The organism is Alkalimonas delamerensis (assembly GCF_030717955.1).
GTDB lineage: Bacteria > Pseudomonadota > Gammaproteobacteria > Enterobacterales > Alteromonadaceae > Alkalimonas > Alkalimonas delamerensis.
The window spans coordinates 271,693-293,118 of sequence record NZ_JAUZVY010000006.1; the positions used below are offsets into that span (position 1 = coordinate 271,693).

Here is a 21,426-nt window from a genome sequence, read left to right on the forward strand (position 1 = left end):
CATGTCGATACAGTTGTTGTCGGTCACTGACTTTCGGAATTTTCAAAGTCAGCAATTTCAGCCTGGCACTGGCTTTAACTTGATTTGCGGTGCCAATGGCAGTGGCAAGACCAGTTTGCTCGAGGCCATTTATTTGCTGGCGCATGGGCGTTCTTTTCGCACCAGCAAATTGCCCCGACTGATTCGCTTTAACACGGATGCGTGCATCCTGCATGCGCGGATAGCCAGTCAGCAGCAAGACCACTCGGTTGGCATGCAACGCAACCGGCAAGGGGACTTAACCTTACGGTTAAATGGCGACAGTGCCAAACGACTGGCCGATATTGCGCATTTGTTGCCAGTGCAACTGATCACACCGGATAGCTTCCGAATTTTTTTTGGTGGGCCAAAAGAGCGACGCCACTTCTTTGATATGGGATTGTTCCACGTGGAACCATCCTTTTATCAGCATTGGCAATTGCTCAGTAAAGCGCTCAAGCAGCGTAATGCATTGTTAAAGCAGGGTGGGACTCTGAGCCAATTTGGCTATTGGGATCAGATCTTCTGCCAACATGCAGAAGCCCTGAACCAACTCCGCCAACACTATGTCCAGCGGCTCAGTAGCGAGTTTGAGCAACTGGTAGCCGAGCATCCGGTGCTCTCGACCGTGCGACTGCAGTTTTATCCAGGCTGGAATCAACAACTGCCTCTGTTGCAGCTGCTGGAGCAAAACCGGGCGACCGATGCCAAAATGGGATTTACCCAGGCAGGACCACAAAAAGCCGATTTACGAATCAAAGTAGAGCAACAGCCCGCGGAAGAAGTGTTATCACGTGGGCAGCTAAAGATGTTATTATTTGCACTTAAAATTGCTCAGAGCAATGTGATTGGTGCGGTTGCTGCAAAGCAGCCCATCCTGTTGATTGATGACCTGGCATCCGAGTTGGATGCCGATTCTATGCGGCAGGTTTTCCAGTTACTGAAAACAATTAACTCACAGGTCTTTGTAACCGCAATTGAACCTGATCCTGTTCTGCAGTGGATGCCGCCCGAAACAACCAGGGTGTTTCACGTGGAACATGGAACCTTGACAGCACGGACTGACAATTATGGCTGAACATGATTACGATTCATCGAGTATCAAAGTATTAAAAGGGCTGGATGCCGTTCGCAAACGTCCTGGCATGTACATCGGGGATACCGACGATGGCTCAGGTTTGCACCACATGGTGTTCGAAGTGGTGGACAACTCCATTGACGAAGCGTTGGCTGGGCACTGCAGCGATATCTGGGTGACGATTTACAGCGATAACTCGGTCTCAGTCCGTGATAATGGTCGTGGCATTCCGACCGATATGCACGAAGAAGGAGTCTCGGCTGCCGAAGTCATTATGACGGTATTGCACGCCGGTGGTAAGTTCGATGACAACTCCTACAAAGTATCCGGCGGCTTGCATGGTGTGGGTGTCTCTGTGGTGAATGCTTTATCCGACAAGTTGGCGCTGACCATTCGTCGTAAAGGCCAGGTGTTTGAACAAGAGTACTGCCTGGGGGTGCCGCAAGCGCCATTAACCGTCATTGGCGAAACCGAAGACAGTGGCACTGAAATTCGCTTCTGGCCCAGCCCAACTGTATTTACCGACATCAATTACCATTACGATATTCTGGCAAAACGGCTGCGGGAGCTGTCCTTCCTGAACTCAGGCGTCAGCATTATTTTGACCGATGAACGCACCGATAAGCGCGATCACTTTAAATACGAAGGCGGTATCCAGGCCTTTGTCGCTTACCTGAACCAAAATAAGACTGCCATTCACCCGAAAGTCTTTACCTTTACCCAGGAACGGGAGGATGGTATTGCGGTTGAAGTCGCGATGCAGTGGAACGACAGCTATCAGGAAAACATTTTCTGCTTTACCAACAACATTCCTCAGCGTGATGGTGGCACCCACTTGGCTGGCTTCCGCTCAGCTTTAACCCGGGTGCTGAATACCTACATCGACCAGGAAGGCTACGCCAAGAAAATGAAGGTGGCAGCTTCAGGCGACGATGCCCGTGAAGGCTTAACCGCGGTGATCAGTGTCAAGGTACCGGATCCGAAGTTCAGCTCCCAAACCAAAGACAAGCTGGTTTCCTCGGAAGTAAAATCGGCGGTTGAAAGTGCGATGCACGAGCGGTTGAACGAGTACCTGCTGGAAAGCCCGAACGATGCCAAAATCATCGTTACCAAAATTGTCGATGCAGCCCGGGCTCGTGAGGCAGCGCGTAAAGCGCGGGAAATGACCCGCCGTAAAGGCGCGCTGGATATCGCTGGTCTGCCAGGCAAGCTGGCGGATTGCCAGGAAAAAGATCCTGCTTTATCCGAACTCTACATCGTGGAGGGTGACTCGGCCGGTGGCTCTGCCAAACAAGGTCGTAACCGGAAAAATCAGGCCATTTTGCCGTTGAAAGGTAAAATCCTGAACGTGGAAAAAGCGCGTTTTGACAAAATGCTGTCGTCGCAGGAAGTGGGCACCTTGATCACTGCGCTGGGCTGCGGCATCGGTCGTGAAGAATACAACCCGGATAAAATCCGTTACCACAGCATCATTCTGATGACGGATGCGGACGTCGACGGCTCGCACATCCGCACCTTGCTGCTGACCTTCTTTTACCGCCAGATGCCAGAGCTGATTGAAAAAGGCTACGTCTACATTGCACAGCCACCGCTGTACAAGGTGAAAAAAGGCAAGCAAGAGCAGTATCTGAAAGATGAAGCGGCCCGCATCGAATACCTGACCACACTGGCGCTGAACGATGCCAGCCTGCATGTCAATGACAGCGCGCCTGGTATTGGTGGAGCCCAGCTGGAGACTTTGGTCCGTCAGTACCACAAGGTGATGGATACCCTGGATCGACTGGCTCGTAAAATACCTTACCAATTACTGCACGAGCTGATTTATGTGCCTTCGCTTAGCGTTGAACAGTGCAAAAATCATGACTTTGTCAGTGGTTGGGTTAAAAACCTGGTCGAGCAACTGCAGGCACAAGAAGGCAACGGCACCAGCTATGTGCATCAGGTGGTTGAAGATCGTGAGCGGCACTTGTTCCTGCCCAAAATCACCGTGCGGCAACATGGCATTGATTACGACTATGTGCTGCACCACGACTTTATCAGCTCACGTGATTACCAAAGCATTGCCGCCCTGGGCAATGAAATCCGCGACTTGCTGGAAGAAGGCAGCTATGTCCGCCGTGGTGAAAAGACCAAAGTGGTCAGCAGCTTTAAAGAAGGCCTGGAATGGTTGATGAGTGAGTCGAAGAAAGGACTCTACATTCAGCGCTACAAAGGCTTGGGTGAAATGAACCCCGATCAATTGTGGGAAACTACCATGGACCCCAACACCCGTCGTATGCTGCAGGTTACCATTGAAGACGCCATTGGCGCTGACCAGCTGTTCTCGACGCTGATGGGCGATCATGTTGAGCCGCGCCGTGCCTTTATCGAAGAGAATGCATTGCGGGTCGCCAACCTCGACGTCTAGGTCTGGTAAGCGATTGACGAAACGAACCCAAAAGGGGCCAGCATCTGCCTGCCCCTTTTTACATAGATGGAATACAACACCCATGCAAAAGTATGACTTGAATACCTTTCAGGGCCTGATTCTGGCCTTGCAGGACTACTGGGCGCGTCAGGGCTGTGTCATCGTGCAACCATTGGATTTGGAAGTGGGCGCGGGTACCTTTCACCCCATGACATTTTTACGCTCTTTAGGCCCTGAGCCAACCAACGTGGCCTATGTACAGCCGTGCCGCCGGCCAACCGATGGCCGTTATGGCGAAAACCCCAATCGCCTGCAGCACTATTATCAGTTTCAGGTGCTGTTAAAACCGTCGCCAGACAACATTCAGGAATTGTATCTGGGTTCGTTGCGTGAGCTGGGTATCGATACCCTGGTGCACGATATCCGCTTTGTTGAGGACAACTGGGAATCACCGACACTGGGTGCTTGGGGTCTGGGTTGGGAAGTCTGGCTGAATGGCATGGAAGTGACTCAGTTTACTTATTTCCAGCAAGTTGGCGGCCTGGAGTGCAAGCCGGTATCCGGTGAAATCACTTATGGCCTGGAGCGGCTGGCGATGTACATTCAGGGCGTGGACAGTATCTACGATCTGGTGTGGGCCGATGGACCCTTGGGGAAAGTCAGCTACGGCGATGTGTTCCATCAAAATGAAGTGGAGCAGTCACGCTATAACTTTGAACATGCCGATGTGCCGGCTTTGTTTGCGCTGTTTGATCAGTGTGAAAAAGAAAGCCACTACCTGATTGAACAGGGGCTGCCGTTGCCCGCTTACGAGAAAGTGATGAAAGCATCGCATGCGTTCAATATGCTGGATGCACGCCATGCCATTTCGGTGACAGAGCGTCAGCGTTATATCTTGCGGGTACGTACTCTGGCCAAGGCCTGTGCCGAAGCTTACTACGCCGCCCGGGAAGCGCTTGGCTTTCCGCTATGTAAAACCTCAGCGCAGGAGGCATCGTAATGGCGCAGGATTTTTTGGTTGAGATTGGTACCGAAGAGTTACCACCCAAGGCACTGAAAACACTGGCTACCGCTTTTGCCGATAATATTCAGGCTGAGCTGGCAGCGCTGGAGTTAACACACGGCGAGATAAGCTGGTACGCAGCTCCACGCCGACTGGCCGTTCGGGTCAATCAGTTGCAGGCCAAACAAGCCGATAAGCTGGTGGAAAAGCGTGGCCCGGCGCTAACTGCTGCCTTTGATGCCGATGGGAATCCCACCAAAGCAGCCGCAGGCTGGGCCAGAGGCTTGGGCATTGACGTGTATGAGGCGGAACGACTGGAAACCGATAAAGGTGCCTGGCTGCTGTTTAAGCAGCTGCAAGCTGGTAGCGAAAGCCGGCAATTGCTGCCGGATGTGGTGAAATCAGCGCTGCATAAGTTACCTATTGCCAAGCCGATGCGGTGGGGCAATTCCGATGCGCTCTTTATTCGCCCGGTGCATACCGTGGTGATGCTGTATGGCACTGAGGTGGTTCCAGCGACCATTTTAGGGCGTGAGGCCGGCCGTATGAGTTATGGCCATCGCTTTCATGCCCCAGCTAAAGTCAGCTTTGATCATGCCGATGATTACCTGCCTCAGCTAAAAGCTGCTTTTGTGGTGGCTGATTTTGCCGAGCGGCAGCAACTGATCGCGGACGCCGTTGCCAGCAAAGCCAAGGAGCTGAAGGCGGTTCCGTTACTGGATCAGGCCTTGCTGGATGAAATTACCGCTTTGGTCGAGTGGCCTGTGTTATTGGTGGGCAGTTTTGAGCCGCGTTTTCTGGCGGTGCCGGCTGAGCCATTGATTTCTACCATGAAAGACAACCAGAAATACATTCCGTTGCAGGATGAATCTGGTAACTTATTGAATCAATTTATTTTTATCAGCAATATCCGCAGCAAGGATCCGCAACAAATTATCGAGGGCAACGAAAAAGTGGTGCGGCCTCGTTTGGCCGATGCCGAGTTTTTCTTTGTCACCGATCAGAAAACCAAACTGGTCGATCGCCTGCCTAGTTTACAGACGGTATTGTTCCAGCAGCAATTGGGCACTTTGGCTGAAAAGTCTAATCGGATCAGTCAGTTAGCGGGATGGGTTGCCAACAATATTGGTGCTGATGTGGCTGCAGCCAGCCGGGCTGGCCTGCTGTCAAAGACGGATTTAATGAGCAATATGGTCGGTGAGTTTCCGGAAGTGCAGGGCATTATGGGCATGCATTATGCCCGGCTGGATGGTGAAGCTGAGGCCGTAGCCCTGGCGCTGAATGAGCAGTACATGCCACGTTTTGCTGGTGACAGCTTGCCAAGCCAACTGGAAAGCTGCGCGGTGGCCATTGCCGATAAGCTTGATACGCTGGTTGGCATCTTTGGTATTGGTCAGGCACCTAAAGGCGATAAGGATCCGTTCGCACTGCGCCGGGCGGCGATTGGAGCCCTGCGCATTCTGGTGGAAAAAGAGCTGCCGGTTGATCTGGTCGATTTGATTGAGGCCAGTAAGCAAAGCTTTGGCGACAAACTGACGCAGCCGGATGTGGCCGAACAAGTGCTGGACTTTCTATTGGGGCGTTTCCGCAGCTGGTACCAGGAGCAGGGCTATGCGGTCGATGTAATCCAGGCAGTGCTGGCTCGTCGGCCGACCAAACCGGCTGACTTTGATCGCCGGGTCAAAGCCGTTGCACAGTTTCGTCAGCTGGAAGCCGCCGAAGCTCTGGCCGCAGCCAATAAGCGGGTTGCCAATATCCTGGCCAAAGTAGAGGGCGCTATTGCTGACTCGGTGCAACCGGAGCTGCTGACGGAGCCAGCAGAGCAGGCGCTCTATCAGGCCATTGCCGCTGAGCAGCAGTACCAGGCGACCGCACCTTCCTACCGCGATGGTCTGGCGCATTTGGCAGCCATGAGGGACGCTATCGATAGCTTCTTTGATCAGGTGATGGTCAATGCGGACGATACAGCGGTTCGCGCCAATCGCCAGGCGCTGTTAAAGCAGTTGCGTGAGTTGTTTTTGCAGGTGGCGGATATTTCCCTGCTGCAAAGCTAATCATCTACGGCAACACAGATAAAAAAAGCCAGCCCCAATCGCAGGGGCTGGCTTTTTTAGTACTGCTTTGGCGGCAAGTTAGTTCTGCTCGAGCAAGCGGTACAGCAACTCTTTGACGGCGGCAGGCTCGAAGGGTTTGTCACAGAGCGCATTGATGCCACTTTGCGCGATGTTGGCCAGGTGGGCATCATTGGCCTCGCTGGTGACCATCAGAATCGGGATGTGCGACAAACTGCTGTGCTCGCGGATAAAGCGGGTCAGCTCTTCGCCATTGACCTCAGGCATGTTGTAATCGGTCACCACCAAATCGACCATCTGCTGCTGCATAAAAGCCATGGCAGCTTTGCCATCATCGGCTTCACTGATGTGCTGCATGCCAAGGTTTTGCAACACCCGACGAATGTGGTTCCGTGCCAGCCGGCTGTCATCGACAATCAAAACCCGTACATCCTGCACATCAAATAATTCCAGCTGAAGCTCGGAAGGGCTTAAATAGTCAATGGCTGCATTCAGCGCTTTTCCCAATTGCTCGGCATCAAAAGGCTTAGGCAGGATGGCGATAACACCGGATTGCTTAAAGGCTTCCAGCTGCTCTTTGCGGGTTTCACTGGAAACCAGTAAAAACGGAATATCAGCGGTAGCAGGCTCGGTCTTTAGTTGCTGCAGCAGCTCCAACGCTGTGCCGTCGGGAAAGTGCAAAGCACTGGCGATGGCATCGGGGCGGTGCTGACGGATAGCGGTGATGGCCTGCTGCAGACTGGCCGCCTCGGCCACCTGGTGGACATCTTCGGCCTTCAGGCGTTGACGAATAATTCTGCGTTGCACATCCGATGGCTCGGCCAGCAAGATATCCAGATCCTGAGTTGAAAGCTGCATAACGGCTCCTGTGGCAAAAAGTCAGTTTGGCATAGCGCTGGCAGAAATCCAATACTTTGCCTGGCAAGGGTGACTAAGCTATCCACAAACCTGATTGCGTCCCTGATGTTTGGCCTGATAGAGTTGTTGGTCCGCCATTTTGACTGCGTCATAAAAGGCGGTAGTTTTGTTGCAGGTGGCCACGCCAAGGCTGGCGGTTAGTTGGTAGTCTGGCGCCGCAGCATTAAGACGCTCTTTGCTGAGCTGCAATCGAATTTTTTCAGCGACTAAGTGGGCATCGGTCGTGTTGGTATGGGGCAGAATCAGCAAGAACTCTTCACCGCCAAAGCGGCAGGCGATATCCTGTTGCCTGATATTCTGCTTGAACACAGTGGCAACGGCTTTTAACACCTCGTCACCAACATCATGACCGTATTGGTCATTCAGCTGTTTAAAGTGATCAAGGTCGCACATGATCACAGCCAGTGGCAGCAGTTCATCACTTTGCTGCTCCAGTGCCGGGATCAGGCTGGAATCCAGAAAGCGGCGGTTGGCCAGGCCAGTTAAGGGGTCGGTATTGGCTTGCAGCTCTTTGCTTTGTTGCAGCTGTTCCATGGCGGCATGACTGCGCTCCCGATAATGGTCGTTGATCCAGCATACAATGATGACAATCACCAGCGAAGCAAGGAAGCGACTGCTTTCCGCTTCTTTGTACTCGGCCAGAATCAAGTCTGGGGTAAACAACATTATTCCCAACACCAGCAACAGCAGGGCATTGCTGGCCAAAGCATGGCGGACACCCAGCAAACCAAATAAGATGGCAGGAAAGGGAAATACCCAGTAGAGCGCTGTGTTGTTGTGGCCACCCTGATAGACCAGGCTTAGCACAAAAGTTCCCACCAGCAATGCTTCGATGATGCAGGCGCGATTCAGTTGTTGACTGAGGTGATACAGCAGGACATTGAGTAAAAAACAACCGCCAGTGGCAAAGAGGATCAGTGGCAGTAGCAGAGAATCCTGATTCAGGCTTCGGACACCATAGAAAAACATCACCAGACTGGTGATGTAGCTGACAAACACCAGTATATGATGGCGACGTCGTGCATCGATGTGCTGTGCTTGTTTGTGGCCATTGGCAGGCAGAGCTGGTGTCAAAAAAACAGCCTCAAAATACGTGGATGCTTTGAGGCTAGCACAAAATAATCAGGATGCCCTAAGGCTTGTTTACCTTAGTTGCGTAACTGATGTTCAAGCTGAAGATCTGGCAGTTCTGTGCTCAGCCATTGCTGCAGGGGCTCCAGCTGCTGCAAAGGGAAACGGTAACGCAAAGGGCCATGGTAATTCAGGGTGACTTGCAGGTAGCCGTATTTTTTATCGTGCTTTAGCAGAACCTTGACCGTCTCTGGGCTGGCTGCCTGCTCCATACCGACGCGCAGTTTGCCGTCTTTGTCGATGGCAAGCAGGGCCTGAACATCGCGGATGTCGGTCCATTTGGTGGTGTTGCGAAGACCGTAAAAGACCGCTAGGCCTTCCATAACGGCTAACAACGCCATCAGCAACAGCACGTAATAACCTTGCCAGAAAAGCAGCAACAGGATGCTTAGAAAAAGCAGCGATTGGATGGTCCGTGAGTTTTTGATGTAGGGCCAAAGCATCTTAAGTTCCTTTTTTTACCAGATACCGATAGGGCAACTCCGTGGTATCGCTGGCCAGCAACTGGTGATCCATAAAGCGGCAAAAACTGGGGATATCCCGTGTCGTCGCCGGATCATCGGCGATAATCAGCAGGGTTTCGCCCACCGCCATTTTACGGATGGCCAGCCGGGTCATCATCACCGGCTCAGGACAGCGCAGGCCCAAGGCATCCAGAGTTTGGGTTGGATTATCAAATGGTTGTTGCATCATGACTCCATGCTAAAGACTCTGGATTAATAGTGGCGTTACGGGCAAATAACAACCCTAATGAGTTACTGTTTTGCTGGCAAAAGAAAAGGGCCTGCAGGCCCTTATTCTATGGTATCGACTGTGTTGCTGCCAGCTTAAGGCCGTTCAAACACCGTAGCTATGCCTTGGCCCAGGCCAATGCACATGGTCGCCAGGCCGTATTTACCGCCTTTAGCTTCCATCACATTCAGCAAGGTGGTGCTGATGCGGGAGCCGGAACAACCCAGTGGGTGCCCTAGGGCAATGGCGCCGCCATTGAGGTTCACTTTCTGCTCAGCGACTTCCAGCAGGCCCAAATCTTTCATTACCGGCAAGGCCTGAGCAGCGAAAGCTTCATTCAGCTCTGCGTAGTCGATATCGTTGATGCTGACACCGGCCATCTTCAGCGCTTTTTTCGACGCTGGTACCGGACCATAGCCCATGATGGACGGATCGCAGCCAGCCACACCCATGCCGCGGACATAGGCACGGATTGGCAGGCCCAGCGCCTTGGCTTTGTCTTCGCTCATTACCAGCATGCCGGAAGCGCCATCGGACAGGGCAGAGGAGCTGCCGGCTGTGACGGTGCCATTGGCCGGATCGAACACCGGGCGCAACTGGCTTAAGCCTTCCACTGTGGTTTCCGGCCGGATCACTTCGTCGGTATCGAACACCCGCAAAGCGCCATCGGCATCGTGGCCTTCGGTGGGAATGATTTCGTTTTTAAAACGGCCTTGCACCGTGGCTTCATGCGCCAGCCGGTGTGAGCGGGCGGCAAACTCATCCTGCTGCTGACGGCTGATGCCATGCATCTTACCCAGCAACTCGGCGGTCAGGCCCATCATGCCAGCAGCTTTGGCCACCGAGGTGGCTAAGGCCGGGTGAAAGTCCACCCCATGATTCATCGGCACATGGCCCATGTGCTCAACACCACCAATCAGGTACACCTCACCCATGCCGGTTTGAATGGATTTGACCGCATCGTGCAGTGCCTGCATCGAAGAGCCACACAAGCGGTTGATGGTGGCGGCAGGGACCGAGTGCGGAATACCAGCCAGCAAGGAAGCATTGCGGGCGACGTTAAAGCCTTGCTCCAGGGTTTGCTGCACACAGCCCCAGATGATGTCATCAATCTCGCTGGCATCCAGCTGCGGGTTACGCGCCAGCAAGGAGGCCATCACATGGGCTGATAACGACTCAGCACGGATATTGCGGTAGATGCCGTTTTTTGAACGGCCCATCGGGGTACGGATGCAATCAACAATTACGGCGTTTTTCATCTGTTTGACTCCTGCGCTTAGACCGGGAAGAAACGCTGGCCATCGGCGGCCATGGCGCGGGTTTTATCGGTCACCTGGTAAATTTCACCCAGATGGGCGTACTTGTCGGCCAGAGCAACGAAATTGGCCAGACCCAGGGTATCGACGTAACGTAACGGACCACCGCGGAAGGGCGGGAAGCCCAGGCCGTAAATCAAGCCCATATCGGCTTCAGCAGCGCTGGCAACAATGCCTTCTTCCAGACAGCGAATGGTTTCGTTGATCATCGGCACCATGGTGCGGGCAATGATGTCTTCGGCGCTAAACTCGGTGGCGCTGTGGCAAATGCCGGCCAGCAGTTCGCGGCTGGCATCATCCACCGCTTTTTTCGGCTTGCCTTTGGCATCTTTGCTGTACGCATAAAAACCAAAACCGTTTTTCTGGCCGTAACGGTTGGCCTGGTACATGGCGGCGACCGGATCATTGTCCAGCTTGGCCATCCGGGTTGGGAAACCAGCGGCCATGACATCGGTGCAGTGGAAGGCGGTGTCCAGTCCAACCACATCCAACAAATACGCCGGGCCCATCGGCCAGCCGAACTGCTTTTCCATCACCTTGTCGATTTGGGTGAAGTCGGCGCCATCCAGCACCAGCTTGCTAAAGCCAGCGAAGTAGGGGAACAGCACCCGGTTGACGAAAAAGCCCGGGCAGTCATTGACCACAATCGGCGACTTGCCAATTTTGGCAGCGTACGCCACCACAGCAGCCACGGTTTCTTCCGAGGTATCTTTGCCCCGGATCACTTCGACCAACGGCATCCGGTGCACCGGGTTGAAGAAGTGCATGCCACAGAAGTTCTGCGGCCGGCTCAGGTTTTCGGCCAGTGAGTTGATGGAAATGGTCGAGGTGTTGGAGGTTAAAATGGCATCGTCGCTTAGCAAGGCTTCGGTTTCTTTTAACACTGCGCCTTTGATTTTCGGGTTTTCCACTACAGCTTCCACCACGATATCAGCGTCTTTGACACTTTCATAGCTGAGCGATGGCGTAATGCTGGCGATAACTTTGGCCATGCCGACAGCGTCCAAGCGGCCGCGCTCGACTTGCTTGGCGAGCAGTTTGGTCGCTTCGCCCATGCCGAGCTCCAGCGCCTGCTGATTGATGTCTTTCATCACCGCCGGCACGCCTTTGCTGGCCGACTGGTAAGCAATACCACCACCCATGATGCCGGCACCCAGTACGGCGGCTTTGTTGACCGCTTTGCTGGCCGTTTTGGCAGCTTTTTTTGCTTTGCCTTTGATCAGCTGGTCGTTTAAGAACAGACCAATCTGAGCCGTGGCCGCATCGGTTTTGGCCAGCTTGGCAAAGCCCTGATTCTCCAGTGCCATGGCACCGGCACGGTCCAGCCCGGCTGCCGCTTCAATGGTTTGCACCGCGACCATCGGCGCCGGGTAATGCTTGCCGGCGGTGGCAAACACCATGCCTTTGGCGGTGTTAAAGCTCATGGTAGCTTCGGTTTTGTTCAGTTTCAGCGGCTGCAGCTTGACGGCACGCTTTTGCTGCCAGTTCAGCTTGCCGGCAATGGCATCTTGCAGCATGGACAATGCCACAGCTTCCAGCTTTTCTGGTGCAGTGACGGCATCGATCAAGCCTTCCTGTTGGGCTTTGGCTGCATTGCGATCTTTGCCGGTGGTGATCCACTCCATCGCATTGTCGGCACCAATGATGCGCGGCAGCCGGACGGTGCCGCCGAAACCTGGCATCAGGCCCAGTTTGACTTCCGGCAAACCAATTTTGGTGCTGCTGTCACCGACCCGGTAATCACAGGCCAGAGTCCACTCACAGCCGCCGCCCAGTGCAAAGCCGCGGATCGCCACCACGGTTGGCACCGGCAAATCTTCACAGAGATCGAACACATCGGACGCCTGTTTGATCCAGGGAATGAGCTCTTGTTCATCGCGTTGGAACACCGGCAAGAATTCGGTGATGTCGGCGCCGACGATAAAGTTTTCTTTACCACTGGTGAAAAGCACGCCAGTTACCGATTTATCTTGCTGCAACAGTTCCAAAGCGGCCTTGCAATCTGCTAAGGTTTGTTGGTCGAACTTGTTGACGGAGCCTTCGGCATTGAAGGTAAACTTGGCAATGCCGTCTTCGATTTGCTCGACGGTAATGCGTGGACTTTGATACATCATGCATGGTCTCCCTTTAAGTCAGGTCATGTGTGCAGGGTCACGCGCTAACTGGTACGATGAGATAGCGTTCTTTCCAGTGTGTCGTGGATGGCTGGAAAATTCAACTGTTTTTTAAACAGGTGTTTGACTTTTGCCAGTTTGATCGGTCATCACGCGACAAGAGTACTAAACTATAGGCAGGAAATGGACTGAAAGCATGGTCAAGCACTCGAAAATTAATGCAGCTGGCAAGCGTACTTTGGCAGCCTTGTTGTGGCTGTTGCCTGGCTGCTGGCTGCTGGCCGAGCCCCTGGATGAGCAGGGGGCTTTACGGGCTGAACAGCGCGAGCAATTTTTACATGCCGAGCTTCGCATCGGCTCAACCAATCGCAATCAGGCTGAAGCCTGGCTGGAGCAGTTGGCGGATTATCCGTTGCAGCCGTATCTGGAGTTGCGCTGGTTGGAAGGGCGCTTGTCAGCCAGTGACGCCATTGAGCGCTTTTTAAGCCGTCATCAGGGAACGCCGATGGACTGGCCACTGCGTAAGCGCTGGTTGCTGTATCTGGCGCAGCGCCGCTCTGCCGAGTTATTTCTCGCCAATTACCGTCCTACTCAGGACGCTGAGCTCAATTGCCATGCACTGCGCTTCCGGCTGGAAAAAGAAGCACCGGAGCGGATCTGGCCCGAAGTACGGGCTTTGTGGACCGTTGCTGTCTCCCAGCCCAGAGCCTGTGATCCACTGTTTGCCCGCTGGCGCGACGCCGGCCAGATGACGCCGGAGGTGATCTGGCAGCGGGTGGGCAAAGTGGCCGACGGTGGCCAGGCCAATTTGTTGCCCTATCTGCGTGGTTTAATGCCGGCACGTGATCAGTATCTGGTTGATTTGTGGATCCGCGCCCGCCGCAACCCGGCCGTGGTCGCCCAGCGCAACTTCTTTCCGGGCCGGGACGCCAGAGAACGTGAAATTTTGGCCTATGGGCTGCGGCGCCTGATTTGGCGCAATGCCGATCAGGCTTTAAGCACCTGGCAGCGTTTTGCCGAGGATCCGCACTTTACCGAAGCGCAGCGGCAGGTGGTGATCCGTGCTTTTGCCGTTGCTCTGGCAAGCCGGGGGGACGAGCGGGCCGAGCCCTGGATGGCGCAGGTGCCGGTTGAGCACATGGACGATACCTTGGCGCACTGGCGCATTGCCCATGTGTTAAAGCAGCAGGACTGGCCCAGAGTCCAGCAGCTGATCGAAAGCATGCCGGAAGATTTGCAACAAAATGCCGCCTGGCAATACTGGCTGGCGCGTTCGCTGGAGCAGCAAGGCCAGAGCGAGCAAGCCAGGCTGCTGTGGCAGGAGCTGGCACAGCGTCGCAACTACTATGGTTTTATGGCGGCATCCCGGCTTGGGTTGCCGCCCAGCTTGTCGCACCGCTCGGTGCCGGTGACCGATGGCGAGGTTTCGGAGCTAACCCAACACCCATCGGTGCAGCGGGCGAAAGAGTGGCTGGCGCTGGGGCGGATGACCGAAGCGCGGCGGGAGTGGAACCATTTGCAGCGCACCGTCGATGAGCAAACCAAACTGGCTTCTGCCCGTTTAGCAGCACAAATGCAGTGGTACGAACGTTCCATTTTTTCTTTGGCCGATGTTGGTTTTTGGGATGATATTGAGCTGCGCTTCCCGTTGGCATTCAAGGACGAAATGGCCGAGGTCGATACCGCCTGGGCCATGGCCATCACCCGCCGGGAAAGCTCCTTTATGGTGGATGCCAACTCGCCGGTTGGTGCCCGCGGGTTGATGCAAATCATGCCCGATACCGCCAACTACATTGCCCGCCAACCGGTGCAACTGGGCCAGTTGTACAACCCCATTACCAACATAGATTTTGGTACCAACTACCTGAATTACCTGATGCGACGTAATGATGGCAACTTGTTGATTGCCACCGCCTCCTACAATGCCGGTTTTGGCCGGGTACGGCAGTGGATCCCGAAAGACGAAGCTGTGCCGGCGGATATCTGGATCGAAACCATTCCGTTTCGGGAAACCCGCGAGTACGTCAAAGCGGTGATGGCGTATTATCAGATTTACAATATTCGTATGGACCAGCCGGTGGATGTGTTTGCACCTTTGGTTACCATGCGGATTGGGCAGGATCAGGATTGATGCTATGATGCGGCTTTCACTTCCAGACACAGACACAAGAAGGATGCTATGACGGACATCAATCCTGCACTCTATGCAACCCATATTCAGACGTTGCAACAACGGACCCGCCAACTGCTGGAGCGGGAGAATCTGGATGGGCTGGTGATTCACTCTGGCCAGAGCAAGCGCAAGTTTCTCGATGACATGGATTACCCGTTCAAAGCCAATCCTCACTTCAAAGCCTGGTTGCCGGTGGTGGATAATCCGCATTGCTGGTTGCAGCTGGACGGTGTCAACAAGCCAAAGCTGATCTTCTATCGGCCGAAAGACTTCTGGCACAAAGTGCCTGATGAACCCGCGGATTTCTGGGCCGAGCACTTTGACATTCAACTGCTGGAAAAAGCCAACCAGGTCGAGCGCTTGCTGCCTTACGACAAAGCCCGGTTGGCCTACATTGGTGAGTACCTGGAGGTGGCGCAAGCGCTGGGTTTTAGTGAAATTAACCCAGAGCCGGTGCTTAACTTCCTGCACTATCACCGTGCCTACAAGACCGATTACGAACTGCAGTGCCTGCGCCAGGCCAATAAGATGGCGGTGGCCGGCCATCGTGCCGCCCGTGCTGCTTTTTATGCCGGTGGCGCCGAGTTTGACATTCAGCTGGCTTATCTGGCGGCCGTGGGGCAAACGGAAAATGAAGTGCCTTATGGCAACATCATCGCGCTGAATCAAAACTGCGCCATTTTGCACTACACGGCGCTGGAGCGGAAAAAGCCCAGTCAGCCGCACAGCTTCCTGATCGATGCTGGTGCCGAATTTCATGGCTATGCGGCCGATATCACCCGGACCTACAGCTTTGATCAAGGGCACGAGTTTGCCGAGCTGGTCAAAAGAGTGGATGCCATTACCCTGGAAATGGTGGCCGGACTGAAGCCGGGCATCAAGTACAGCGAATTGCACTTGCTGACGCACCAGCGCATTGCCCAGTTGCTGGCGGACTTTGACTTTGTCCGGCTGGATGCCGATGCCATGGTGGAGCAACAAATCACCCGGGCTTTTTTCCCGCATGGGCTTGGCCATCATCTGGGCTTGCAGGTGCACGATGTCGGTGGCTTTATGCTGGATGAGCGCGGTACCCATTTGCCGCCACCGGAGCAGCACCCTTTTCTCCGTTGCACCCGTCTGATCGAGCCGTCGATGGTGTTCACCATAGAGCCGGGGCTGTATTTTATTGATTCCTTGCTGGATGAGTTGTCCGACGCTCAGAAAAAGCTGCTAAACTGGGATAAAATTCAGGCCTTTAAGCCATTTGGCGGCATCCGGATCGAAGACAATGTCATCGTGCACCGGGAGCGCAACGAAAACATGACCAGAGATCTGCAGCTGGCTTAAACCACGCGCTGATCGGTCGTCCTGTCAGTCCGGGGAACTATGCAATATCGCTCCATTATCCGTATTCTGGGGTTGCTGGTCGCTGTGTTCAGCGCCAGCATGCTGCCGCCGGCATTGGTGTCACTCTGGTATCAGGACGGTGCCGGGGTGCCTTTCCTGCTGTCCTTTGTCATCTGTGTTTTTACCGGCCTGCTGATCTGGTACCCCAACCGCCAGTACCAACGCGATCTGAAAGTGCGGGACGGCTTTTTGATCGTGGTGATGTTCTGGCTGGTGCTGGGCGCGGTGGGCACCTTGCCATTGTACCTGTCGTCCGAAACGGGCATGGGGCTGGCCGATGCCACCTTTGAGGCCTTCTCTGGCCTGACGACCACCGGCGCTACTGTGTTGACCGGCATTGAAACCCTGCCCAAAGCCATTTTGTTTTACCGTCAGCAGCTGCAGTGGCTGGGCGGTATGGGCATCATTGTTTTGGCGGTGGCGATTTTGCCGATGCTAGGCGTTGGGGGCATGCAGTTGTACAAAGCCGAGACGCCGGGCCCGGTGAAAGACAACAAGGTAACGCCTCGTATCGCCGATACCGCCAAACACCTCTGGCTGATTTACGTGGTGCTGACGCTCAGCTGTGCGCTGGCCTACCGTCTGGCGGGTATGGGCTGGTTTGATGCGGTTGGCCATGCCTTTTCCACCGTGGCTATTGGTGGTTTTTCAACCTACGATGCCAGCATCGGGCACTTTGACAGCAGTGCCATCAACCTGGTGTGTGTGGTCTTTTTGCTGATTAGCGCCATCAATTACCCGCTGCATTTTGCTGCCATGCGGGGGAAAAACATTTTGACCTATTGGCGTGATCCAGAATTGCGGGCCTTTTTGTTTATCCAGGGTTCGCTGGTACTGCTGATTTTTATTGGTTTGCTGCGTAGCCAGGTGTACGACACCAGCTGGGAAGCCTTTGATCATGGCCTGTTTCAGGCAGTCTCCATTTCAACCACCGCAGGCTTTGCCACCGGCGGTTTTGCCTACTGGCCTTTGTACTTGCCAATTTTGCTGATTTTTTCCAGCTTTATTGGCGGCTGTGCGGGCTCTACCGGTGGCGGTATGAAGGTGGTGCGGGTGTTGCTGTTGTTTTTGCAAGGCAAGCGCGAGCTGAACCGGTTGGTGCATCCGCGAGCCATCTACAGCATCAAGCTGGGGCGGCGGGCGGTGCCGGACCGGGTGGTGGAAGCCGTTTGGGGTTTTTTCGCTGCCTATGCGCTGGTTTTTGTCATCATTATGCTGCTGCTGATTATGACCGGCTTGGACAACATGACTGCTTTTACCGCAACCGCGGCCTGTTTGAACAACTTAGGCCCAGGGCTTGGCGAAGTCGCTTCGCATTATGGCGACCTGGCAGACGTCAGTAAGTATTTGCTGGTGCTGGCGATGGTGTTCGGCCGGCTGGAAATCTTTACCTTGCTGGTGCTCTTTACCCCGGCCTTCTGGAAAAACTGAGCGCTAAATAAAAATGGCGCTCACCTGAAAGAGTTTCTCCACTTCGCTGATGTGCTTTTTATCCACCAAAAACAAAATCACATGGTCATCGGTCTGGATGGGAATGTGATCGTGAGCGATGATGACTTCATCGCCCCGGACGATGGCACCGATGGTGGCACCGGGGGGCAGTTTAATGTCACCGATGGCTTTTCCCACCACTTTGGAGGTGGTTTCATCCCCCCGCGCAATGGCTTCTATCGCTTCAGCCGCGCCACGGCGCAGCGAGTGCACATTGACGATGTCGCCACGGCGAATATGCGTCAGCAAGGCTGAGATGGTGGCTTGTTGCGGCGATACTGCGATATCGACTTCACCGCCTTGCAGCAAGTCAACATAGGCACCGCGTTTGATTAGCACTATGGTCTTTTGAGCGCCCATTCGTTTGGCCAGCATGGCCGACATAATGTTGGCTTCATCGTCGTTGGTGACGGCAATAAAGACATCGATTTGCTCAATGTTCTCCTCTTCCAGCAGCTCTGGATCAGAAATATCACCCACATAGACCAGGGTGTCGTCCAGCGCACCGGACAAAAACTCCGCCCGCTCTTTGCTGCGCTCAATCAACTTGACGCTGTAGTTGTTTTCCAGCGCTCGTGCTAGGCCGTAGCCAACATTGCCACCACCGGCAATCATAATGCGACGGTAGCTGCTTTCCAGCTTTTGCAGCTCGCTCATCACTACCCGGATGTGCTTGGTGGCAGCGACAAAGAAGACTTCATCATCGGCTTCAATCACCGTGGTGCCAAGCGGTTTGATTGAGGTACCGCGCCGATAAATCGCAGCGACCCGGGCATCAATATTCGGCATATGGACTTTCAAGGTGGACAGCGCATGCCCGACCAGCATGCCGCCGTAATAAGCGCGTAAACCGACCAGGCTGACCTTGCCCAGGGCAAACTCCACCACCTGCAGAGCGCCTGGGTAGTCAATTAAGCGTCGAATGTAGTCGGTCACCAGGGTTTCAGGGGCAATAAAGTGATCCACCGGCATGTCTTCGCGCCGAAACAGCTGGTCGCGGTATTTCAGGTATTGGTTGCTGCGGATGCGGGCAATTTTCAGTGGGGTATGGAAAATGCTGTAGGCGACCTGGCAAGCTACGATATTGACTTCATCGCTGCTGGTCACCGCGACCAGCATATCGGCATCCTCAGCGCCGGCTTTTTTCAGGATATCCGGGTGAGCGCCATAGCCGTGAATCACTTGCAGGTCGAACCGATCCTGCAGCAGGTGCAGCTTTTCCATGTTGGTATCGACCACGGTGATCTCATTCATTTCCCCAACCAGATTTTCGGCCAGGGTTCCACCGACTTGTCCCGCACCCAGAATAATGATTTTCATGTTGGTTGTTCTGCCGTCACTGCTTTCATCACTTTAGCATAGAAAAAACCGTCCAGCTGCTGCTGGCCAGGCAGGATTTGCCAGCCGTTGCTGTGGCCGTGGATCGGCTGCAAGCGTGCATCCGGGGTTCGCTGCAAAAATTGCGTCAGCTGCTGCTGGTTCTCCTGGCGAAAAACGCTGCAGGTGGCGTACAGCAAGATGCCACCGGGTTTAAGCAATGGCCAGAGCTGTTGCAGCATCTTTGCTTGAATGTCGGCCAAAGCCGCAATGTCGCTGGCTTTGCGTAACCAGCGGATATCCGGGTGGCGGCGAATGACGCCGCTGGCGGAGCAGGGCGCATCCAATAAAATCCGGTCAAAGGGTTCGCCATCCCACCAGCTGGCTGGTTCAGAGGCATCGGCAGCCAGCACCGTCGCTTGATGTTTTAAGCGAGCCAGGTTGGCATGCACCCGCTGCAAACGCTTGGCATCAACATCCAGTGCCAGCACCCGGGCTCTGGGCGCCAGCTCGAGAATATGGCTGGTTTTACCGCCAGGTGCACAGCAGGCATCCAGAATGCGCTGCTCATTGCGCGGCTCCAGCAAGGCTGCCGCATATTGGGCCGCGCCATCCTGCACCGAGAACCAGCCGTCGTGGTAACCAGGCAGCAAAGTGATGTCGCAGGCCTGCGTCAGCACGATGGCCTCTGGTAACTCGGCCAGTGGTTGCTGATGCTCAATGCCGCTTTCCGTGAGCGCCTGCCTAAAAGCGCTGATGCTGACTTGCTGTTGATTGACCCGAAGCCACAGCGGCGCTTTTTGCTGGTTGGCCTGCAGGATGTGCTGCCATTGCTCAGGGTAGTCTTGCTGCAGCATCTGCACCAGCCAGCCTGGGTGGCTGTATTGCACAGTCACCGGAAGCTGGTCAAACTGCAGCAACTCGGGCCGCCGCTGCACCGTCCGCAGCACGCCATTGATCAGGCCGGTCATCGATTTGCCTTTGAGCAGCCTGGCGGCTTCAACGGTCTCGCTAATGGCAGCATGATCGGGGATGCGCAGCCAGTGCAGCTGGTAGATGCCGACATAAAGCAAAAATTGCAGCGGGCGCAACTTTTTGACCAAGGGTTTTGCCATCAGCTGGCGACAGACATGATCCAGCTGCGGCAGATGACGCAGTACGCCAAAGCAGATTTCCTGCAGCAGCGCCTGATCTTTGCTGTCGTGCAATTGTTGCTGTGCTTCGGGCAAGACTTCGGACAAAGAGCGGCCTTGTTCGACCACCTGAAAACAGCATTGCGCCGCCAGGGCGCGAAGATTAGTTGGCATCCTGGGTCCGAATGGGCTGACCGACCTGGAACCAGTCGGCCCGGCCATTTAAGAAGTCTGCAATCGACATCGGTTTTTTGCCGGGGGGTTGCAAGCGGGTAATCACCAGCACACCTTCTGCGGTGGCAATTTTTAAACCCTGGCGATTGAGTGCCAGTACCTGGCCCGGGGAGGCTGGCTCAATGTCCGGTTCAAGGTGAGCTGACCAGATTTTAATGCGGTGGCTGCCGTGCGCCAGCACGCTAATGGGCCAGGGATTAAAGGCCCTGATCTCCCGCTCCAGCTGAGCAGCAGTTTTATCAAAGTCGAGCAGGGCTTCGTCTTTACTGAGCTTGGCAGCGTAACAGGCCTGGCGTTCATCCTGGCTTTCTGCCTGCTGTTGCAATGCGGGCAATTGATTCAGAGCTGCAACCAGTGCCTGGGGGCCAAGCTGTGCCAGTTTTTGGTAGAGGCTGGCGCTGGTGTCGGCGTCGCTGATGCTGCATTCAACTTTGCTCAGCATGGCGCCGGTATCCAGCCCTTTGTCCATTTGCATAATGGTAATGCCGGTCTGGTGATCGCCAGCCCAAATGGCGCGCTGAATGGGCGCGGCACCACGCCAGCGCGGCAGCAAGGACCCATGCACATTGATGCAACCCAGCCGGGGTGTATCCAGCACACTTTGCGGCAGCAACAGGCCATAGGCAACCACCACCATCACATCGGCTTTCAGCGCTGCCAGTTGTTGTTGGGCTTCGGCCGCCTTAAAGTTAGCCGGCTGATAGACGGGCAACTGGTGCTGCTGCGCCAGTTGCTTCACCGGACTGGCCGTTAATTGCTGTCCACGGCCGGCCGGGCGATCGGGCTGGGTGTACACCGCCACCAACTGATGCTCGCTGTTGAGCAATGCCTTCAGGTGATCTGCGGCAAACTCAGGGGTACCGGCAAAGACAATACGAAGCGATTCTGTCACGCGAAGTC

16 protein-coding genes are annotated in these 21,426 nt (G+C 54.7%); 7 read left to right on the plus strand and 9 right to left on the minus strand.

Annotated features, from left to right (window positions below):
• Position 1 precedes the first annotated feature (1 nt).
• The 4 genes from recF to glyS all read left to right on the plus strand — a co-directional run bounded on the left by recF (position 2) and on the right by glyS (position 6,560).
• Positions 2–1,096 carry a DNA replication/repair protein RecF gene (gene recF, locus Q3O59_RS14305; RefSeq protein WP_305946227.1) on the plus strand — a complete coding sequence of 365 codons (1,095 nt, stop codon included), beginning with the start codon at positions 2–4 and terminating at the stop codon, positions 1,094–1,096.
• Positions 1,089–3,503, plus strand: coding sequence for a DNA topoisomerase (ATP-hydrolyzing) subunit B (gene gyrB / locus Q3O59_RS14310; protein ID WP_305946228.1), 2,415 nt, complete (start codon positions 1,089–1,091; stop codon positions 3,501–3,503). The genes recF and gyrB overlap by 8 nt, the downstream gene beginning before the upstream one ends.
• 82 nt (positions 3,504–3,585) lie before the next feature.
• Positions 3,586–4,503 (plus strand): glycine--tRNA ligase subunit alpha, encoded by a 918-nt coding sequence (glyQ, locus tag Q3O59_RS14315; protein ID WP_305946229.1) that lies wholly within the window; start codon positions 3,586–3,588, stop codon positions 4,501–4,503.
• Positions 4,503–6,560: a glycine--tRNA ligase subunit beta gene (glyS, locus tag Q3O59_RS14320; RefSeq protein ID WP_305946230.1), complete on the plus strand. Its 2,058-nt coding sequence runs from the start codon at positions 4,503–4,505 to the stop codon at positions 6,558–6,560. The genes glyQ and glyS overlap by 1 nt, the downstream gene beginning before the upstream one ends.
• A 78-nt stretch (positions 6,561–6,638) precedes the next feature.
• On the opposite strand, the gene Q3O59_RS14325 is transcribed toward glyS, so the two are convergent.
• From Q3O59_RS14325 to fadB, 6 genes are all read right to left on the minus strand, one after another.
• On the minus strand, positions 6,639–7,436 hold the full coding sequence (locus tag Q3O59_RS14325; protein ID WP_305946231.1) for a response regulator: 798 nt from the start codon (positions 7,434–7,436) through the stop codon (positions 6,639–6,641).
• A gap of 78 nt (positions 7,437–7,514) precedes the next feature.
• Positions 7,515–8,570, minus strand: coding sequence for a GGDEF domain-containing protein (locus tag Q3O59_RS14330; RefSeq protein ID WP_305946232.1), 1,056 nt, complete (start codon positions 8,568–8,570; stop codon positions 7,515–7,517).
• Between the two features lie 74 nt (positions 8,571–8,644).
• Entirely contained in the window at positions 8,645–9,070 is a 426-nt protein-coding gene (locus tag Q3O59_RS14335) for a hypothetical protein (protein WP_305946233.1), read from the minus strand.
• 1 nt (position 9,071) lies between these two features.
• On the minus strand, positions 9,072–9,317 hold the full coding sequence (gene tusA / locus Q3O59_RS14340) for a sulfurtransferase TusA (RefSeq protein WP_305946234.1): 246 nt from the start codon (positions 9,315–9,317) through the stop codon (positions 9,072–9,074).
• Positions 9,318–9,454: 137 nt separating this feature from the next.
• On the minus strand, positions 9,455–10,618 hold the full coding sequence (gene fadA / locus Q3O59_RS14345) for an acetyl-CoA C-acyltransferase FadA (protein WP_305946235.1): 1,164 nt from the start codon (positions 10,616–10,618) through the stop codon (positions 9,455–9,457).
• A 17-nt stretch (positions 10,619–10,635) separates the two neighbouring features.
• Positions 10,636–12,789, minus strand: coding sequence for a fatty acid oxidation complex subunit alpha FadB (gene fadB / locus Q3O59_RS14350; RefSeq protein WP_305946236.1), 2,154 nt, complete (start codon positions 12,787–12,789; stop codon positions 10,636–10,638).
• A 196-nt stretch (positions 12,790–12,985) separates the two neighbouring features.
• On the opposite strand from fadB, the gene Q3O59_RS14355 reads away from it, so the two are divergent.
• Genes Q3O59_RS14355 through Q3O59_RS14365 form a run of 3 tightly spaced genes read left to right on the plus strand, consistent with a single transcriptional unit; the run spans position 12,986 to position 17,782 of the window.
• Positions 12,986–14,920: a transglycosylase SLT domain-containing protein gene (locus tag Q3O59_RS14355; protein ID WP_305946237.1), complete on the plus strand. Its 1,935-nt coding sequence runs from the start codon at positions 12,986–12,988 to the stop codon at positions 14,918–14,920.
• A 48-nt stretch (positions 14,921–14,968) separates the two neighbouring features.
• Positions 14,969–16,291, plus strand: coding sequence for a Xaa-Pro dipeptidase (gene pepQ / locus Q3O59_RS14360; RefSeq protein ID WP_305946238.1), 1,323 nt, complete (start codon positions 14,969–14,971; stop codon positions 16,289–16,291).
• A gap of 39 nt (positions 16,292–16,330) precedes the next feature.
• Positions 16,331–17,782: a TrkH family potassium uptake protein gene (locus Q3O59_RS14365; protein ID WP_305946239.1), complete on the plus strand. Its 1,452-nt coding sequence runs from the start codon at positions 16,331–16,333 to the stop codon at positions 17,780–17,782.
• Between the two features lie 3 nt (positions 17,783–17,785).
• Here the strand turns inward: Q3O59_RS14365 and trkA are convergent, their stop codons facing one another.
• From trkA to fmt, 3 genes are read right to left on the minus strand one after another with little or no spacing between them, the layout of a single operon-like run.
• On the minus strand, positions 17,786–19,162 hold the full coding sequence (gene trkA / locus Q3O59_RS14370) for a Trk system potassium transporter TrkA (protein WP_305946240.1): 1,377 nt from the start codon (positions 19,160–19,162) through the stop codon (positions 17,786–17,788).
• Positions 19,159–20,466: a 16S rRNA (cytosine(967)-C(5))-methyltransferase RsmB gene (rsmB, locus tag Q3O59_RS14375; RefSeq protein ID WP_305946241.1), complete on the minus strand. Its 1,308-nt coding sequence runs from the start codon at positions 20,464–20,466 to the stop codon at positions 19,159–19,161. The genes trkA and rsmB overlap by 4 nt, the downstream gene beginning before the upstream one ends.
• Positions 20,456–21,418, minus strand: a complete 963-nt coding sequence (gene fmt / locus Q3O59_RS14380) for a methionyl-tRNA formyltransferase (RefSeq protein ID WP_305946242.1) — start codon at positions 21,416–21,418, stop codon at positions 20,456–20,458. Before fmt ends, rsmB begins: the two co-directional genes overlap by 11 nt.
• Positions 21,419–21,426 lie beyond the last annotated feature (8 nt).

Excerpts from the sequence above, each read along its gene's own strand:
- recF (WP_305946227.1), top strand. The coding sequence starts at position 2 with ATGTCGATACAGTTGTTGTCGGTCACTGACTTTCGGAATTTTCAAAGT.
- gyrB (WP_305946228.1), top strand. The coding sequence starts at position 1,089 with ATGGCTGAACATGATTACGATTCATCGAGTATCAAAGTATTAAAAGGG.
- glyQ (WP_305946229.1), top strand. The coding sequence starts at position 3,586 with ATGCAAAAGTATGACTTGAATACCTTTCAGGGCCTGATTCTGGCCTTG.
- glyS (WP_305946230.1), top strand. The coding sequence starts at position 4,503 with ATGGCGCAGGATTTTTTGGTTGAGATTGGTACCGAAGAGTTACCACCC.
- Q3O59_RS14325 (WP_305946231.1), bottom strand. The coding sequence starts at position 7,436 with ATGCAGCTTTCAACTCAGGATCTGGATATCTTGCTGGCCGAGCCATCG.
- Q3O59_RS14335 (WP_305946233.1), bottom strand. The coding sequence starts at position 9,070 with ATGCTTTGGCCCTACATCAAAAACTCACGGACCATCCAATCGCTGCTT.
- tusA (WP_305946234.1), bottom strand. The coding sequence starts at position 9,317 with ATGCAACAACCATTTGATAATCCAACCCAAACTCTGGATGCCTTGGGC.
- fadA (WP_305946235.1), bottom strand. The coding sequence starts at position 10,618 with ATGAAAAACGCCGTAATTGTTGATTGCATCCGTACCCCGATGGGCCGT.
- fadB (WP_305946236.1), bottom strand. The coding sequence starts at position 12,789 with ATGATGTATCAAAGTCCACGCATTACCGTCGAGCAAATCGAAGACGGC.
- Q3O59_RS14355 (WP_305946237.1), top strand. The coding sequence starts at position 12,986 with ATGGTCAAGCACTCGAAAATTAATGCAGCTGGCAAGCGTACTTTGGCA.
- pepQ (WP_305946238.1), top strand. The coding sequence starts at position 14,969 with ATGACGGACATCAATCCTGCACTCTATGCAACCCATATTCAGACGTTG.
- Q3O59_RS14365 (WP_305946239.1), top strand. The coding sequence starts at position 16,331 with ATGCAATATCGCTCCATTATCCGTATTCTGGGGTTGCTGGTCGCTGTG.
- trkA (WP_305946240.1), bottom strand. The coding sequence starts at position 19,162 with ATGAAAATCATTATTCTGGGTGCGGGACAAGTCGGTGGAACCCTGGCC.
- rsmB (WP_305946241.1), bottom strand. The coding sequence starts at position 20,466 with ATGCCAACTAATCTTCGCGCCCTGGCGGCGCAATGCTGTTTTCAGGTG.